The organism is Streptomyces sp. RGM 3693 (assembly GCF_050471125.1).
Taxonomy (GTDB): Bacteria; Actinomycetota; Actinomycetes; order Streptomycetales; family Streptomycetaceae; genus Streptomyces.
Window position 1 is genome coordinate 812902 of record NZ_JBMPPQ010000002.1, and the last position, 14129, is coordinate 827030.

The following is a 14129-nucleotide window of genomic DNA, read 5'->3' on the forward strand; positions in this document are numbered from 1 at the left end:
CCCGTTCGTACAGATCGTGTAAAAGTCGTTTCAAGAAGCGCAGTCAGGGAGCGAGGGGCGGACGTGCCGGACGCGACCGTACGCACCACCGTCGCCGCGGACTATTTCCAGGGCTATTCGGCCGTCGGGATCATCGCCGTGGTCGGAGTGCTGTTCGTCGCCGTGGCCTTCGGGGCCGGGCGGCTGCTGCGGCCTGTCGTGCCCACGCCCGAGAAGCTGCTGACCTACGAGTGCGGCGTGGACCCGGTCGGCGAGGGCTGGGCGCACACCCAGGTCCGCTACTACGTCTACGCCTTCCTCTACGTCATCTTCGCCGTCGACTCGATCTTCCTCTTCCCCTGGGCGACGGTCTTCGCCGCACCGGGATTCGGCGGGGTGACGCTGGTGGAGATGTTCATCTTCCTCGGCTTCCTCGCCATCGGCCTCCTCTACGCGTACAAGAAGGGCGTCCTGGAATGGACGTGACCCCCGCCTCCGCCGGCTCCGAGGCCACGCCCCGGAGCGCCGCCCCCGAGTTCCTGCCGGAGCCGCGGCGCCTCGGCGCGCTGGCCCGGCTCGCGCCCGAACCCATGAAGGTGGTCCTGAACTGGGGCCGCCGCTACAGCCTGTGGGTCTTCAACTTCGGCCTGGCCTGCTGCGCCATCGAGTTCATCGCGGCGTCCATGGCCCGGCACGACTTCATCCGGCTCGGGGTGATCCCGTTCGCGCCCGGCCCGCGCCAGGCCGACCTGATGGTCGTCTCCGGCACCGTCACCGACAAGATGGCGCCCGCGGTCAAGCGGCTCTACGAGCAGATGCCCGAGCCGAAGTACGTCATCTCCTTCGGCGCCTGCTCCAACTGCGGCGGCCCCTACTGGGACTCGTACGCGGTCACCAAGGGCGTCGACCAGATCATCCCGGTGGACGTGTACGTCCCCGGCTGCCCGCCCCGCCCGGAGGCGCTGCTCCAGGGCATCCTCAAGCTCCAGGAGAAGATCGCCCGCGAGTCGCTCGGCGAGCGCTACGGGCATGCCGCCCGGCCGTCCGCCGCGGCCCTCCGCAGCGGCCTGGTGACCCCGCCGGCCGCCCCGGGACCGGACGCGTCCGGAACCGCGGAGGAGGAACCCCGATGACTGAGCAGCCCCAGCAGCCCCAGCAGCCCCAGCAGCGGCCGGCAGAACCGACCGGGGAGCCGGCCGAGGAGCAGACCGCTGCGGCAGCCGTCGAGTCGGCCGTCGAGTCGGCCGTCGAGCCGGCCGCCGAACCGCTCGTCGGCTGGTTGCCGCGCGGCGCCGGCGAACTCTTCGGCGCCGGCGCCACCGCGGAGCTGGCGTACGACCTGCTGACCGTCGACGTCCCGGCGGACGCCTGGCTCACCGCGCTGACCGCCGCCCGCGACGACCTCGGCTGCACCTACTTCGACTGGCTGAGCGCCGTCGACGAGCCCGGCACCGGCTTCCGGATCTGCGTCCACCTCGCCGACGTGGCGCACCCCGGCACCGTCCGCCGACTGATCGTCCGGACCACCGTGCCGCACGACGCGCCCGTACTGCCCACCGCCGTGGGCGTGTTCGCGGGCGCCGGCTGGCACGAGCGGGAGACCCACGAGATGTTCGGCGTGGACTTCACCGGCCACCCGCACCTGGTGCCGCTGCTCCTGCCGGACACCTTCGAGGGCCATCCGCTGCGCAAGGACTTCGTTCTGGCGGCCCGGGTCGCGAAGGCGTGGCCCGGCGCCAAGGAGCCGGGGGAGTCCGAGCACGGTGGGCCCAAGCGGCGGCAGATGCTGCCCCCGGGAGTGCCCGACCCCAACGAGTGGGGCCCGCTCAAGGGCCAGCTGCCGCCCGCCCCGGCACGGCCGGCCCGCGGTGCGCGGGCGGCGGGTGCCGCCGGCGAGCGCCCGGCCCGGCGGACCCGGACCGCGAGCGCGGGCTCGGCGAGCCAGCAGGCGGCGGGTACCGAGGCGCCGGCCGGCACTCCGGCCACTACCTCGGCCGACACCTCGGCCGGCACCCCAGCCGGCACCCCGGCCGGCACCCCGGCCGAGCGTCCGGCCCGCGCCGCGCGCCCGGACCGGCCCGTCCGGCGCGCCCGCTCGGCGAGCGAGGGCTCGGTCAGCCAGCAGACGCCCGCCGCCGAGGACGCCGCCCCCAAGGACACCGCGCCCGAGGGCCCCGCGCCCAAGGAAGCTGAGCCCAAGGCCACCGCTGGGGGTGCCGCTGACGGCGGGACCACCCCGGCCGGCGGACGCCCCGCCGCGCCCCCGCGCTCCGCCGACGCGCCGTGGCACCACGCCCGCCCGGCCTTCGACGCACCGGAAGCGGCACCCGAGCCCGGCCCGGCCGCCGCGCCGGCCGACGAGCCGAAGCCCGAGCCGAAGCCGAAGCCCGAGCCGGAAGCGGCCCAGACCCCGGCCCAGACCCCGGCCCCGGCCCCGGCCCCGACCCCGACCCCGGAGTTCACCCCACACCCGTCCGACGAACCGTCAGACGCACGCCCTGAAGTCTCTGAAGGCCCGGAAGGCCCCGAAGGCCCCGAAGGCCCGGAAACGCGGTCCGACGCACGGCCCGACGCACGACCCGAAGGAGGCGACACCCCATGAGCGACACCCTCGCCCTGGCGCTGCGCCTGCTCGCCGTCTTCGTCGTCTTCCTGGTGTTCCCGCTGGTCATCGGCCAGACCGAGCACAAGGTCATGGCCCACATGCAGGGCCGCCTCGGCCCCATGTACGCGGGTGGCTTCCACGGCTGGGCGCAGCTGGTCGCCGACGGCGTGAAGTTCGCGCAGAAGGAGGACGTGGTCCCGACCGGCGCCGACCGGCGGATCTTCCAGCTCGCGCCCGCGGTCGCGCTGCTGCCGTACCTCCTGGTCCTGGTCGCCATCCCGATCGGGCCGCACAACGCCGTCGGGCAGGCCCTCGACGCCGGTGTCTTCTTCGTGCTCGCCGTGATGGGCGTCGGCGTGCTCGGCTCCCTGATGGCGGGTTGGGCCTCGGCCAACAAGTTCTCCCTGCTCGGCGGTCTACGGACGGCCGCGCAGCTGCTCGCCTACGAACTGCCGATGCTGCTGGCCGCCGCGTCCGTCGCGATGGCCGCCGGCACCCTCTCGTTGCCCGGCATCCTCGACGCCTTCCACTGGTGGTGGGTGCCCTGGCAGCTCGTCGGCGGTGTGGTGTTCTTCGTCGCCGGGCTCGCCGAGCTCCAGCGGCCGCCGTTCGACATGCCGGTCGCCGACTCGGAGATCATCTTCGGCGCGTACACCGAGTACACCGGACTGCGCTTCGCGCTCTTCCTGCTCGCCGAGTACGCCGGCATCGTCGTGCTCAGCGCGCTGACCACGGTCCTCTTCCTGGGCGGCTGGCACGGCCCGTTCGGCGCCGACGGCCTGGGCTGGCTGTGGACGCTGGTGAAGACCGTGGCGCTCAGCTTCGTCGTCATCTGGCTGCGGGTCACCTACCCGCGGCTGCGCGAGGACCAGCTGCAAAAGCTCGCCTGGACGGTCCTGATCCCGCTCGCGCTCGGCCAGATCGCCCTCACCGGCATCATCAAGGTGGTGATCTCCTAAATGGGTATCCCCGGTTCCGGCTTGGCCAAGGGCCTGGCCGTCACCCTTCGCACGATGACGCGGAAGTCCGTCACCGCGCAGTACCCGGACGTCCAGCCCGACCTCCCGCCGCGCACCCGCGGCGTGATCGGGCTGTTCGAGGAGAACTGCACGGTCTGCATGCTGTGCGCCCGCGAGTGCCCCGACTGGTGCATCTACATCGACTCCCACAAGGAGACGGTGCCGCCGGCCGCCCCCGGGGGCCGCGAACGCAGCCGCAACGTACTGGACCGCTTCGCGATCGACTTCGCGCTGTGCATGTACTGCGGGATCTGCATCGAGGTCTGCCCCTTCGACGCGCTGTTCTGGTCGCCGGAGTTCGAGTACGCCGAGACCGACATCCGCGAGCTGACCCACGAGCGCGACACGTTGCGCGAGTGGATGTGGACGGTGCCCGAGCCGCCCGCGCTGGACCCGGCGGCCGAGGAGCCCAAGGAGATCGCCGCCGCCCGTAAGGCCGCGGACAAGCTCGCCGCCCAGCAGGCCGCCGCGGCAGCGCAACCGCAACCCGAGGGGACCGTTGCCACCCCCGACACCGACACCACCCAGGAGGGAACGTGACGCTCGCCGCCGCAAGCCACGGTTTCCTCTCGCCCACCGGCGTCGAGATCGTCTTCGTCCTCGTCGGCATCGCCACCCTCGGCGCGGCGCTGATGACCGTCACCTCCCGGCAGTTGGTGCACGCCGCACTGTGGCTGGTGGTCGCCCTCGGCGGGATCGCCGTGGAGTACCTCCTGCTCACCGCAGAGTTCATCGCCTGGGTGCAGGTGCTGATCTACGTCGGATCCGTGGTCGTGCTGCTGCTCTTCGGGCTGATGCTCACCAAGGCGCCCATCGGCCCGTCCCCGGATGCCGATTCGGGCAACCGCTGGGCCGCGCTCACGGTGGCCGGCGCCTCGGCCGCGGCCCTGGTCTGGGTCGTCGTCGACGCCTTCCGCGCCACCTGGATCGACCTCGACGGGACCGTGCAGGGCTCCGCCGAGGTCTCCGGGCGCAGCCTGTTCCGCTTCTGGGTGCTGCCCTTCGAGGCGCTCTCCGTCCTGCTGCTCGCCGCGCTGGTCGGGGCGATCGTGCTGTCCCGCCGGGGTGGCGACGCCAAGGGCGCCGCCGAGACCTCGGCCCCCGCCGCGGGGGAGGAACGGCACTGATGCATCTCGCCTACCCGGCGGTCCTCGCCGTCCTCCTCTTCTGCACCGGCCTGTACGGCGTGCTCGCGCGTCGCAACGCCATCCTGGTGCTGATGTCCGTCGAGCTGATGCTCAACGCCGTCAACCTCAACCTCGTCGCCTTCGACGTCTGGCTGCGCGACACGCTGCACGCCGGCCAGGCGCTGACCCTCTTCACCATCGCCGTCGCCGCCGCCGAGATCGGCATCGGGCTGGCGATCGTGTTGCTCGTCTACCGCAACCGCGGCAGCTCCGACATCGACCGGCTCCGCGACCTCGCCGAGCGGCCGGCCGGGCCGGATGCTGCGGACGGCGGCCGGCAGCAGCCGGACACCAAGGCGGAGGCCACCGCGTGACGCTCACGACCACCGCCGTACTCGTCCCCCTCCTGCCCTTCCTCGGAGCCGTCGCCGGGCTCCTCCTGGGGCGCCCACCCGTCTCCCGCCACCGCCCCGAGGAGCTTCGCACAGCTCTTCATGCACCCGGCTTCGTCCGTCCGCTGGCGGTGCTGCCGACGCTCGCCGCGGCGGTGCTGACCGTCGCCGTCGCCGTCGGCCAGGGCGGTGGCCCGGCAACCGACGTCGCCACCCGGCTCACCCCGACCGGCTCGCTCCCCATCGACCTCGCGCTGCACATCGACGGCTTCGCCGCGCTGATCGCCGTCCTCGTCGGCGTCGTGGCGACCTGTGTGCAGATCTACTCCACGGCGTATCTGCGCGACGATCCGCGCTACCCCTCCTACGCCGCGCTGGTCTCGCTCTTCACCTCCGCGATGCTGCTGGTCGTCTACACCGGCGACCTGATGGTGCTGCTGGTCGGCTGGGAAGTCATGGGCATCTGCTCGTACTTCCTCGTCGGCCACTACTGGGAGACCGAGGCCGCCCGCGCCGCCTCGCTCAAGGCGTTCCTCGTCACCAAGCTCGGCGACGTCCCCTTCCTCTTCGGTATCTTCGCGCTGGCCGCCGACACTGGGACCTTCCGGATCACCGGCATCCTGGGCCACGTCGCCCGCGACGGCCTGCACCACCCGACGCTGATCGCGCTGCTGCTGCTGGCCGGCGTCGCGGGCAAGTCCGCGCAGTTCCCGCTGCACACCTGGCTCCCGGACGCGATGGCCGGCCCGACCCCGGTCTCCGCGCTCATCCACGCCGCGACGATGGTCGCCGCCGGTGTGTACCTCGTGGCCCGCCTCCTCCCGGTCTTCGCCGCCTCCGCGGCGGCCCTGGTCGTGCTCGCCGTCCTGGCCGCGGTGACCATGGTCGGCTCCGCCCTGGCCGCGCTCGCCCAGGACGACATCAAGCGCGTGCTGGCCTACTCGACCGTCGGCCAACTCGGCTACATGACCGGTGCGCTGGCCGTCGGCAACCGCGGCGCCGCCGTCTTCCACCTCCTGTCGCACGGTGCGTTCAAGGCCCTCCTCTTCCTCGGCGCGGGCGTGGTCATCCACGCCGCGGGCACCAACTCGCTCGCCGCCATGTCCCGGATGGGCGGCCTGGCCCGCCGCGTCCCGGACGCCGCCTGGACGCTGGCCGTCGCCCTGCTCGCGCTCGCCGCGATCCCGCCGTTCGCCGGCTTCTTCTCCAAGGAAGCCGTCCTGGGCGCCGCCGAGCACGCCGCCACCGGCCACGCGGCCGGCATCCCCGGCGTCGCCGGTTGGACCGTCCTGATCTCCGGTCTGCTCACCGCCCTCCTCACCGCCGCCTACGCCACCCGGCTGTGGCTGCTGACCTTCTGCGGCACCGGCCCCGAGACCCCCGACCACGGCCCGCAGCCGCGCGCCATGACCGCCGTGCTGTGGGTGCTCTTCATCCCCACCGTCGGCTTCGGTCTGACCGCCCCCCTTCTGCCCGCCTGGTTCGACGGGCGTTCGCTCACCCCGACCCTCACCACCTCCGTACTGGGCACCGGTGTCGCCCTCGTCGGCGGCCTGATCACCTACGCCGCCTGGCGCCACACCAGCGCCCTCGCCACCCGCACCCCGCTCGGGGCCGTCGCCGTGGCGGAGGACGCCAGCCCCGCACTCGCCGAGGAACTGGCCATCGTCACCCACCCCCCGGCCTACGGCGACGCCGCCGGCGCCCCGGACCCGGCCGACCCCGGCCGGCTCCTGCTCGGCCCGCTGCACCGCCACGCGGCCGCCGGCTTCCACCTCGACGCGGTCTACTCCGCGCTGTTCGTCCGACCCACCCGCGCGGCCGCGACCCTGGTCCGCTTCCTGGACCGCGCGGTCGTCGACACCTACGTCAGCGGCGCGGGCACCGCCCCCCGCTGGCTGGGCGCCGCCGTCCGCCGCGCCCAGACCGGGAACGTGCAGACCTACCTCGGGGCGCTGCTGGTCGGCGCGCTCGTCCTGGGCATCGCCGCCGTCCTCGTCGCTACGGGCACGGGAGCCTGACCGTGCTGCCAACCACCGGGGGCCGACCCCCGTACCCCCAGCCGACAGTCCTCGTGGCCTGCCTCGCCGGAGCCGAAACCCTGAGGAGGGCCTGACCCGTGAACCACACCGCCCTGCAGATCCTCCTCGCAGGCTCCGTCGTCCTCCCGCTCATCGGCGCACTCGCCGCACTGCTGCCGGCCCCGCCCGGCCTGAAGGGGAAGAACCCCGACCAGGCCGTGCTGCGCCACGGCGTGACCGTCTCCGGCGTGGTGCTCGCCGCGACGATCGCGCTGGCCGTCGGCTTCGACCACGGTCACTCGGCGCGTATGCAGGCCACCACCGACCTCAGTTGGATCCCGGCGCTCGGCATCCGTATCCACCTCGGTGTCGACGGCATCTCGCTCCCCCTTCTCGTCCTGACCGCCCTGCTGACCTTCCTCTGCGCCCTCTACAGCTACTTCAACATGCCAACGGGCCCGTCCCCCAAGGCATTCGTGGCGCTGATCCTCGTCCTGGAATCCGGCACCCTCGCGACCTTCGCCGTCCTGGACCTGATGCTCTTCTTCCTCGCGTTCGAGATGGTCCTCATCCCGATGTACTTCCTCATCGCCCGCTGGGGCGGAGCGGGACGGCAGGCGGCCGCCTGGAAGTTCATCCTCTACACGCTGCTCGGCTCCGTCGTCATGCTGCTCGGCCTCCTCCTCATCGGGCTGAAATCCGGCACCTTCGACATGGTCGCACTCGCCACTGACAACGGCCCGAAAGCCCAGCTCAGCCACACCGTCCAGGTCATCGCGGTGCTCGCCGTCGGCATCGGACTGGCCGTCAAGTCCCCGATGTGGCCGCTGCACAGCTGGCTGCCCGACGCGCACACCGCCGCCCCCACCGCCGGCTCGGTGCTGCTGGCCGGCGTCCTGTTGAAGATGGGCACCTACGGCTTCGTCCGGATCGCGCTGCCGATCACCCCCGACGGCATGCACACCTTCGCGCCGTACCTCGCCGCGCTGGCCGCCGTCGGCATCGTCTACGGCTCGCTGGCCTGCCTCGCCCTGGTGCGCACCGGCGCCAAGGGCGACCTCAAGCGCCTGATCGCCTACAGCTCCGTCGGCCACATGGGCTTCGTCCTGCTCGGCATCGCCAGCATGACCCCCACCGGCGTCAACGGCGCGCTGTTCGCCAACGTCGCGCACGGCCTGATCACCGGCCTGCTCTTCTTCCTCGTCGGCGGCCTCAAGGACCGGCTGGGCAGCACCGACTTGGACACCCTGGCGGGCACCACCGGCGCCGCCCTCTACGGCCGCGCGCCCCGCTTCGGCGGCCTGCTGGCCTTCGGCGCCGTCGCCTCCCTGGGCCTGCCCGGACTGGCCGGCTTCTGGGGCGAGATGCTGGCGATGTTCGGCGCGTTCCACCCGGCCGCCGGCCTCAGCCGCCCCGCGTTCCTGACGTTCATGACCCTGGCCGGCCTGGGCACCCTGCTGACCGCCGCGTACCTCCTGCTGGTCGTCCGCCGGATCTGCATGGGCGGCACCCTGAAGGCCCCGACGTCCCCGAAGGAAGCCGGCGGGCCGGCCACCGCCCCCGCCCTCCCCGACCTCGCGCGCTACGAGTACGCGGCCTGGAGCCCCCTCGCCGTCCTCACCGTCCTCGCCGGGCTGTGGCCCGCGGCCCTCCTCGGCCTCACGAACCCGGCCGTCCAGCAGCTCCTCGGAGGCGGTAAGTGATGAGTCAGGTCACCTCGCTGGTCCAGTCCGTCGACTGGCTCGCCATCGCCCCGCCCACCCTCACCGCGGCCGTCGCCCTGGTGGTGCTGGTCGCCGACCTCTTCCTGCCCACCGCCCGGAAGCCGTTGCTGGGCTGGCTCGCGACCGCCGGCCTGGCCGCCTCCGCGCTCCTACTGCTGCCCCTCCTGGACGGTCACCGCCGCACCTTCTGCCTGACCGGCACCCCCCAGGCGTGCAGCTACGTGGCCGATCACTTCACCCTGATCGTCCAGTTCCTGGTGCTCGCCGGGGCCCTCCTGACCGCTCTGCTGTCCATCGACACCATCAAGGACCACGACCTGCCCGCGGGGGAGTACTGGTTCCTGCTGCTCTCCTCGGCCGCCGGCGCCGCCCTCCTGCCCGCCTCCCGGGACCTGGCCACCCTGGTCATCGCCCTGGAGGTCGCCTCGCTGCCGGCCTTCGCCCTGGTCGGACTGCGCCGCGGCGACCGGCTCTCCTCGGAGGCGGCGCTGAAGTTCTTCCTCTCCTCGGTGGCCGCCACCGCGGTGATGCTGCTCGGGGTGAGCTTCGTCTACGCGTCCACCGGGAGCCTCCACCTCTCCCAGGTGGCGCACGCCCTCACCGCCCTCCCGGACCCCCGCCTGGCCACCCTGGCCAGCGTCGGTGTCGCGCTCACCCTCGTCGGCTTCGCCTTCAAGACCGCCGCCGCCCCGTTCCACTTCTGGGTGCCGGACACCTACGTCGGCGCGCCGCTGCCGATCGCCGCGTACCTCTCCGTGGTCGGCAAGGCCGTCGGCTTCTCCGGCCTGATCCTGGTCACCGTCCAGGGCTTCCCCGCGTACGCGGACGTCTGGGGCCCGGTGCTGGCCGTGCTCGCCGCGCTCACCATGACCGTCGGCAACGTCGCCGCGCTCCGCCAGGACCCGACCCGCACTCACAGTGCCGTCCGCCTGCTCGCCTGGTCCTCCGTAGGCCAGGCCGGCTACCTGCTGGTCCCGATCGCCGCCGCCGGCTACACCCACGACCCCGCGCACGCCATCGGCGCAACCGTCGCCTACGCCCTGATGTACGCCGCGGTGAACCTCGGGGCCTTCGCCGTCGCCACCCTGGTGGCCCGCACCCGCCCCGCCAACCGCCTCGCCGACTACCAGGGCCTCTACCACCGCCGCCCCCTGGTGGCGCTCGCCCTCGGCTTCTTCCTCCTGTGCCTGGCGGGCCTCCCACCGGGCATCATCGGCCTGTTCGCCAAGGTGACGGTCTTCTCGGCCGCGGTCGACGCCGGGCTGGGCTGGCTCGCCGTCGTCATGGCCGTGAACGTCGTGATCGCGCTCTACTACTACCTCCAGTGGGCAGCGGTCCTCTTCCGGCCCGCCGAGGCCCCGGCTGGCGAGGCCGCCGGGCAACCCCGCGCCCGGATCCCGGCCGCCCTCACCACCGCCCTGGCCCTTGCCACCGTGCTCGGCGTCGCCCTCTCCGGCGCCCCCCAACTGGTCCTCCGCTTCGCCGCCGGCGCCCTCCTCTAGAGCCGGCGGTTCCAGGCACCTCCCGCCCGTAGGGCCGCCCGGCAACCCGCCCGGCCCTACGGTCACCCCGCCGGCCGCACCCCACCCGGCCCCCACCAGGCACGGCCTGGGGAACCACCCCTGCTCATCTCGCGTTGACCAGTGAGTAAGGGTCCACTGGAGAGTGGAGAAACGAAGCAAAGGGTTCCCCTGCCGCACCACTTGGAGGGCGTACCGTGCACCGCCGGCACAACGGGCTCAGGACCGCCGTACTCCTCGGGGGACTGTCCGCACTCATCATCGTCATCGGCAGCTTCTTCGGCCGTACGGGTCTGATCGTCGCGGTCCTGATCGCCGTGGGCACCAACGCCTACGCGTACTGGAACAGCGACAAACTCGCCCTGCGCGCGATGCGGGCCCGCCCGGTCAGCGAGTTCGAGGCGCCCCAGCTCTACCGCATGGTCCGCGAGCTCTCGACCGCGGCCCGCCAGCCCATGCCGCGCCTGTACATCTCCCCGACCCAGGCACCCAACGCCTTCGCCACCGGCCGCAACCCGCGCAACGCCGCCGTCTGCTGCACCGACGGCATCCTCCAGATCCTCGACGAGCGGGAGCTGCGCGGCGTCATCGGCCACGAGCTCAGCCACGTCTACAACCGCGACATCCTCATCTCCTCCGTCGCGGGCGCCCTGGCCTCGGTCGTGATGTTCCTGGTCAACTTCGCCTGGCTGATCCCGATGGGCCGCTCCGACGACGATGACGAGGGCCCGGGCATCCTCGGCACCCTGCTGATCATGATCCTCGGCCCGATCGCGGCCTCACTCATCCAGCTGGCCGTCAGTCGCTCCCGCGAGTACCAGGCCGACGCCTCAGGCGCCCGGCTCACCGGCGATCCGCTCGCCCTGGCCTCCGCCCTCCGCAAACTGGAGCTCGGCACCCAGCAGCTCCCGCTGCCGCCCGAGCCCCGCCTGGAGACCGCCAGCCACATGATGATCGCCAACCCGTTCCGCCCCGGCGAGGGCCTCTCCCGCCTCTTCTCCACCCACCCGCCGATGCCCGAGCGCATCGCCCGCCTGGAACAGATGGCCGGCCACCACCGCCCCTGAGACCGACCGCCGACCGCGTCTTTTGATCATGTGCCCCAAGGACGCAACGTTTCCCGCGGTCGGCCGCGTCTAGGACGGCGGAACCACTCCCCGACCCGCCCCTGGAAGGCTGCCGATCATGAAGTTCATCCTCAACATCATCTGGCTGGTCCTCAGCGGCTTCTGGATGGCGCTCGGTTACGTCGCCGCCGGAATCATCTGCTGTGTACTGATCATCACGATTCCGTTCGGCATCGCCAGCTTCCGCATCGCTGGCTACGCCCTGTGGCCGTTCGGACGGACGACCGTCGAGCGCCGCGACGCCGGCGCCGGCTCGATGATCGGGAACATCATCTGGATCATCTTCGCGGGCTGGTGGCTGGCCCTGGGCCACATCGTCACCGGCATCGCCCTGTGCGTGACGATCATCGGGATCCCGTTCGGCATCGCCAACTTCAAGATGATCCCGCTCTCCCTGCTGCCCCTGGGCCGCGAGATCGTCCCCACCGACCAGCCCTTCGCCACCCGCTGACCGCACCCCCGGCAGTCAGAAAAACCAGCCCCGGTGACGTTCGAGGACACGACAGGCGCCCTGAGGACCTTGCGCCGCCGCAGCCCGATCGACCACACCCCCGACGCCCCGTACCCGACCGTCCGCCCCCACCAACTTCTTCGCGCCGGAAGCGCCCGGCCTCCTGTATCGCACCGGCAAGAGCATCGCCGCATCCGGCCAAGCCGCCGCAACTCTTCAGCACTTGGCCCCCGAAACGACGTTCCGCCCGGGCCCGACCACCCCCACACGCATTGCCCGTTCCAACGTCGCGTCCTGGCGGAGCAGAGCCGCCGCTGGCCACGATCAGGCTGCGGAACAACGATCGTTCGCGTGGCAAAGGCCAGCTGGCGACCAGTGCAACGGGCGCGGCCCGCGACCTCGCATATGAGGTCGACCCCCGCATTCCGGAACGCCGATGGGGCGGCGCGCTCCCGTGTCGCGCCGCCCCATCGACTCACTGCGTACTGCACGCCCCCTTCGGGGACGCTCAGCGGTAGTTGACGAACTGGACCGCGAAGTCCAGGTCCTTGCCGCGCAGCAGCTGCTGAACGATCTGCAGGTCGTCCCGGCTCTTGGAGGTGACCCGCAGCTCGTCACCCTGCACCTGCGCCTTGACGCCCTTCGGCCCCTCGTCGCGGATGATCTTGGCGACCTTCTTCGCGTTCTCCTGCGAGATCCCCTCCTGCATCGAGGCGGAGATCCGGTACTCCTTGCCCGACGCCTGCGGCTCGCCGGTCTCCAGCGCCTTGAGCGAGATCCCGCGCTTGACCAGCTTGGACTGGAAGATGTCCAGGACGGCCTTCACGCGCTCCTCGGCGTTGGCCCGCATCTCGATCTTCTCGCCCGACCACTGGATCGACGCGTCCACGCCCTTGAAGTCGTAGCGCTGCGAGATCTCCTTGGCGGCCTGGTTGAGGGCGTTGTCGACCTCCTGCCGCTCGACCTTCGAGACGATGTCGAAACTGGAGTCGGCCATTGTGGGTTGGCTCCTCGTACGTAGATCCATCAGAGATGCGGCCCTTCCCGGACCGCCTGCCAAGCCTAGCCACCTGGCCAAGATCCAGCGCTCCCGAATCGAGTGGCAAAGCACCCCCTGTCATCGGGTAAGGTTTACGTCGTTGCCACGGAGCACCGCCCCACAGCGGGTCTCCCGACGACAAAACCCGGCGGTGTGCCCGAGCGGCCAAAGGGAGCAGACTGTAAATCTGCCGGCTTCGCCTTCCCAGGTTCGAATCCTGGCGCCGCCACAGCCAGCAAAGACCCCCGAATCGCAGAAATGTGATTCGGGGGTCTTTCGCGTTGCCGCCTTTCGGGTGGCACCGCGAACCCGTTCCGGGTCGGGGGGATTTCTGTGTCCCGGCGTCCCGGTGCGCCGCCCGGCGGGCCTCACGGCGACCCGGGCGCGTCCCCGTCGGCCGACGGTGTGGCGTCCAGGAGCCCGGCGACCAGTGCACGCAGCGTCCCGGCCACCCGCGCGGTCTCGCCGCGCTCCAGCAGCCGCAGGACGGGTTCGTTCTGCAGGGCCCCGATGAGGAAGTGGGCCAGGAGCCCGGCGTCCAGATCGGGGCGCTGTGCGGCGAGCAGCGCGCCGACGTGACCGTGCCAGAAGGCGTGGAACGGGTGCTCGCCGTGCGGTTCGTCGTCCTCGACGGGGCGCTGGGCGGTCGTGCTGGCGTGGCAGAGCGCGGCCAACAACCCCTTGTTGCGGGCGATCAGCTCGACGACGGCGTCCAGGAAGGCCAGCAGTCGTTCGCGTGGGGTGGCGTCCGGCCCCAGCGGCGGCGGGCCGTCGGTGACCGCCTCGCGCAGCGTCACCGCCCGCTCCTCCATCAGGGCCCGCATCAGGCCCATGCGGCTGCCGAAGCGGTGGAACACCGTCCCCTTGCCGACCCCGGCCGCGGCGGCGACCTGCTCCATCGAGATCTTCTCCGGCGCGTGGTGCGCCAGGAGTTCCTCGGTCGCCAGCAGGATGGCGCGCCGGTTCCGTACCGCGTCGGCGCGTTCGCGGCGACCTGCTGCCATCGGTCCTCACCCACTCCGTCGTGCCGCTCCACGGTCCGGCCCGTGTCGGGAGGCCATCATTTCGCAGAAATAACTGGACCGCCGGTCCAGTAAGAGTTACGGTCGACGGACAACCTGACCG

14 protein-coding genes and 1 tRNA gene are annotated in these 14129 nt (G+C 72.0%); 13 read left to right on the forward strand and 2 right to left on the reverse strand.

Annotated features, from left to right (window positions below; translation table 11 throughout):
• Positions 1-63: 63 nt before the first annotated feature.
• The 12 genes from ACO0M4_RS20920 to ACO0M4_RS20975 all read left to right on the forward strand — a co-directional run bounded on the left by ACO0M4_RS20920 (position 64) and on the right by ACO0M4_RS20975 (position 11965).
• Entirely contained in the window at positions 64-465 is a 402-nt protein-coding gene (locus ACO0M4_RS20920; protein ID WP_430372328.1) for an NADH-quinone oxidoreductase subunit A, read from the forward strand.
• The gene (locus ACO0M4_RS20925) at positions 456-1112 is read left to right on the forward strand and encodes an NADH-quinone oxidoreductase subunit B (protein WP_430372329.1); all 657 of its coding nucleotides are present in this window, start codon (positions 456-458) and stop codon (positions 1110-1112) included. Before ACO0M4_RS20920 ends, ACO0M4_RS20925 begins: the two co-directional genes overlap by 10 nt.
• The gene (locus ACO0M4_RS20930) at positions 1109-2581 is read left to right on the forward strand and encodes an NADH-quinone oxidoreductase subunit C (protein ID WP_430372331.1); all 1473 of its coding nucleotides are present in this window, start codon (positions 1109-1111) and stop codon (positions 2579-2581) included. Before ACO0M4_RS20925 ends, ACO0M4_RS20930 begins: the two co-directional genes overlap by 4 nt.
• Positions 2578-3543 (forward strand): complex I subunit 1/NuoH family protein, encoded by a 966-nt coding sequence (locus ACO0M4_RS20935; protein ID WP_430372332.1) that lies wholly within the window; start codon positions 2578-2580, stop codon positions 3541-3543. Before ACO0M4_RS20930 ends, ACO0M4_RS20935 begins: the two co-directional genes overlap by 4 nt.
• A complete protein-coding gene (locus tag ACO0M4_RS20940) occupies positions 3544-4143 on the forward strand; it encodes a NuoI/complex I 23 kDa subunit family protein (RefSeq protein ID WP_430372333.1) in 600 nt (199 codons plus the stop codon).
• Positions 4140-4730, forward strand: a complete 591-nt coding sequence (locus ACO0M4_RS20945) for an NADH-quinone oxidoreductase subunit J family protein (RefSeq protein ID WP_430372335.1) — start codon at positions 4140-4142, stop codon at positions 4728-4730. Before ACO0M4_RS20940 ends, ACO0M4_RS20945 begins: the two co-directional genes overlap by 4 nt.
• A complete protein-coding gene (gene nuoK / locus ACO0M4_RS20950; protein WP_189300302.1) occupies positions 4730-5104 on the forward strand; it encodes an NADH-quinone oxidoreductase subunit NuoK in 375 nt (124 codons plus the stop codon). The genes ACO0M4_RS20945 and nuoK overlap by 1 nt, the downstream gene beginning before the upstream one ends.
• Positions 5101-7143 carry an NADH-quinone oxidoreductase subunit L gene (locus ACO0M4_RS20955; protein WP_430372337.1) on the forward strand — a complete coding sequence of 681 codons (2043 nt, stop codon included), beginning with the start codon at positions 5101-5103 and terminating at the stop codon, positions 7141-7143. The genes nuoK and ACO0M4_RS20955 overlap by 4 nt, the downstream gene beginning before the upstream one ends.
• Positions 7144-7256: 113 nt before the next feature.
• Positions 7257-8846: a complex I subunit 4 family protein gene (locus ACO0M4_RS20960; protein ID WP_430373876.1), complete on the forward strand. Its 1590-nt coding sequence runs from the start codon at positions 7257-7259 to the stop codon at positions 8844-8846.
• Positions 8846-10369 carry an NADH-quinone oxidoreductase subunit N gene (locus tag ACO0M4_RS20965; protein WP_430372338.1) on the forward strand — a complete coding sequence of 508 codons (1524 nt, stop codon included), beginning with the start codon at positions 8846-8848 and terminating at the stop codon, positions 10367-10369. The genes ACO0M4_RS20960 and ACO0M4_RS20965 overlap by 1 nt, the downstream gene beginning before the upstream one ends.
• Before the next feature lie 215 nt (positions 10370-10584).
• Positions 10585-11454 (forward strand): zinc metalloprotease HtpX, encoded by an 870-nt coding sequence (gene htpX, locus ACO0M4_RS20970; protein ID WP_430372339.1) that lies wholly within the window; start codon positions 10585-10587, stop codon positions 11452-11454.
• A gap of 118 nt (positions 11455-11572) precedes the next feature.
• Complete coding sequence (locus tag ACO0M4_RS20975) at positions 11573-11965, forward strand: YccF domain-containing protein (protein ID WP_430372341.1); 393 nt, start codon at positions 11573-11575, stop codon at positions 11963-11965.
• A gap of 508 nt (positions 11966-12473) precedes the next feature.
• Here the strand turns inward: ACO0M4_RS20975 and ACO0M4_RS20980 are convergent.
• On the reverse strand, positions 12474-12962 hold the full coding sequence (locus ACO0M4_RS20980; RefSeq protein WP_430372342.1) for a YajQ family cyclic di-GMP-binding protein: 489 nt from the start codon (positions 12960-12962) through the stop codon (positions 12474-12476).
• Between the two features lie 189 nt (positions 12963-13151).
• Here ACO0M4_RS20980 and ACO0M4_RS20985 point away from each other — a divergent pair.
• A tRNA-Tyr gene (locus tag ACO0M4_RS20985) sits at positions 13152-13233 on the forward strand.
• Between the two features lie 139 nt (positions 13234-13372).
• Here the strand turns inward: ACO0M4_RS20985 and ACO0M4_RS20990 are convergent.
• A complete protein-coding gene (locus ACO0M4_RS20990; RefSeq protein ID WP_430372343.1) occupies positions 13373-14008 on the reverse strand; it encodes a TetR/AcrR family transcriptional regulator in 636 nt (211 codons plus the stop codon).
• Positions 14009-14129 lie beyond the last annotated feature (121 nt).

Coding starts and splice junctions, on each gene's coding strand:
- ACO0M4_RS20925 (WP_430372329.1), top strand. CDS start 456: ATGGACGTGACCCCCGCCTCCGCCGGCTCCGAGGCCACGCCCCGGAGC.
- ACO0M4_RS20930 (WP_430372331.1), top strand. CDS start 1,109: ATGACTGAGCAGCCCCAGCAGCCCCAGCAGCCCCAGCAGCGGCCGGCA.
- ACO0M4_RS20935 (WP_430372332.1), top strand. CDS start 2,578: ATGAGCGACACCCTCGCCCTGGCGCTGCGCCTGCTCGCCGTCTTCGTC.
- ACO0M4_RS20940 (WP_430372333.1), top strand. CDS start 3,544: ATGGGTATCCCCGGTTCCGGCTTGGCCAAGGGCCTGGCCGTCACCCTT.
- nuoK (WP_189300302.1), top strand. CDS start 4,730: ATGCATCTCGCCTACCCGGCGGTCCTCGCCGTCCTCCTCTTCTGCACC.
- ACO0M4_RS20965 (WP_430372338.1), top strand. CDS start 8,846: ATGAGTCAGGTCACCTCGCTGGTCCAGTCCGTCGACTGGCTCGCCATC.
- ACO0M4_RS20975 (WP_430372341.1), top strand. CDS start 11,573: ATGAAGTTCATCCTCAACATCATCTGGCTGGTCCTCAGCGGCTTCTGG.
- ACO0M4_RS20980 (WP_430372342.1), bottom strand. CDS start 12,962: ATGGCCGACTCCAGTTTCGACATCGTCTCGAAGGTCGAGCGGCAGGAG.
- ACO0M4_RS20990 (WP_430372343.1), bottom strand. CDS start 14,008: ATGGCAGCAGGTCGCCGCGAACGCGCCGACGCGGTACGGAACCGGCGC.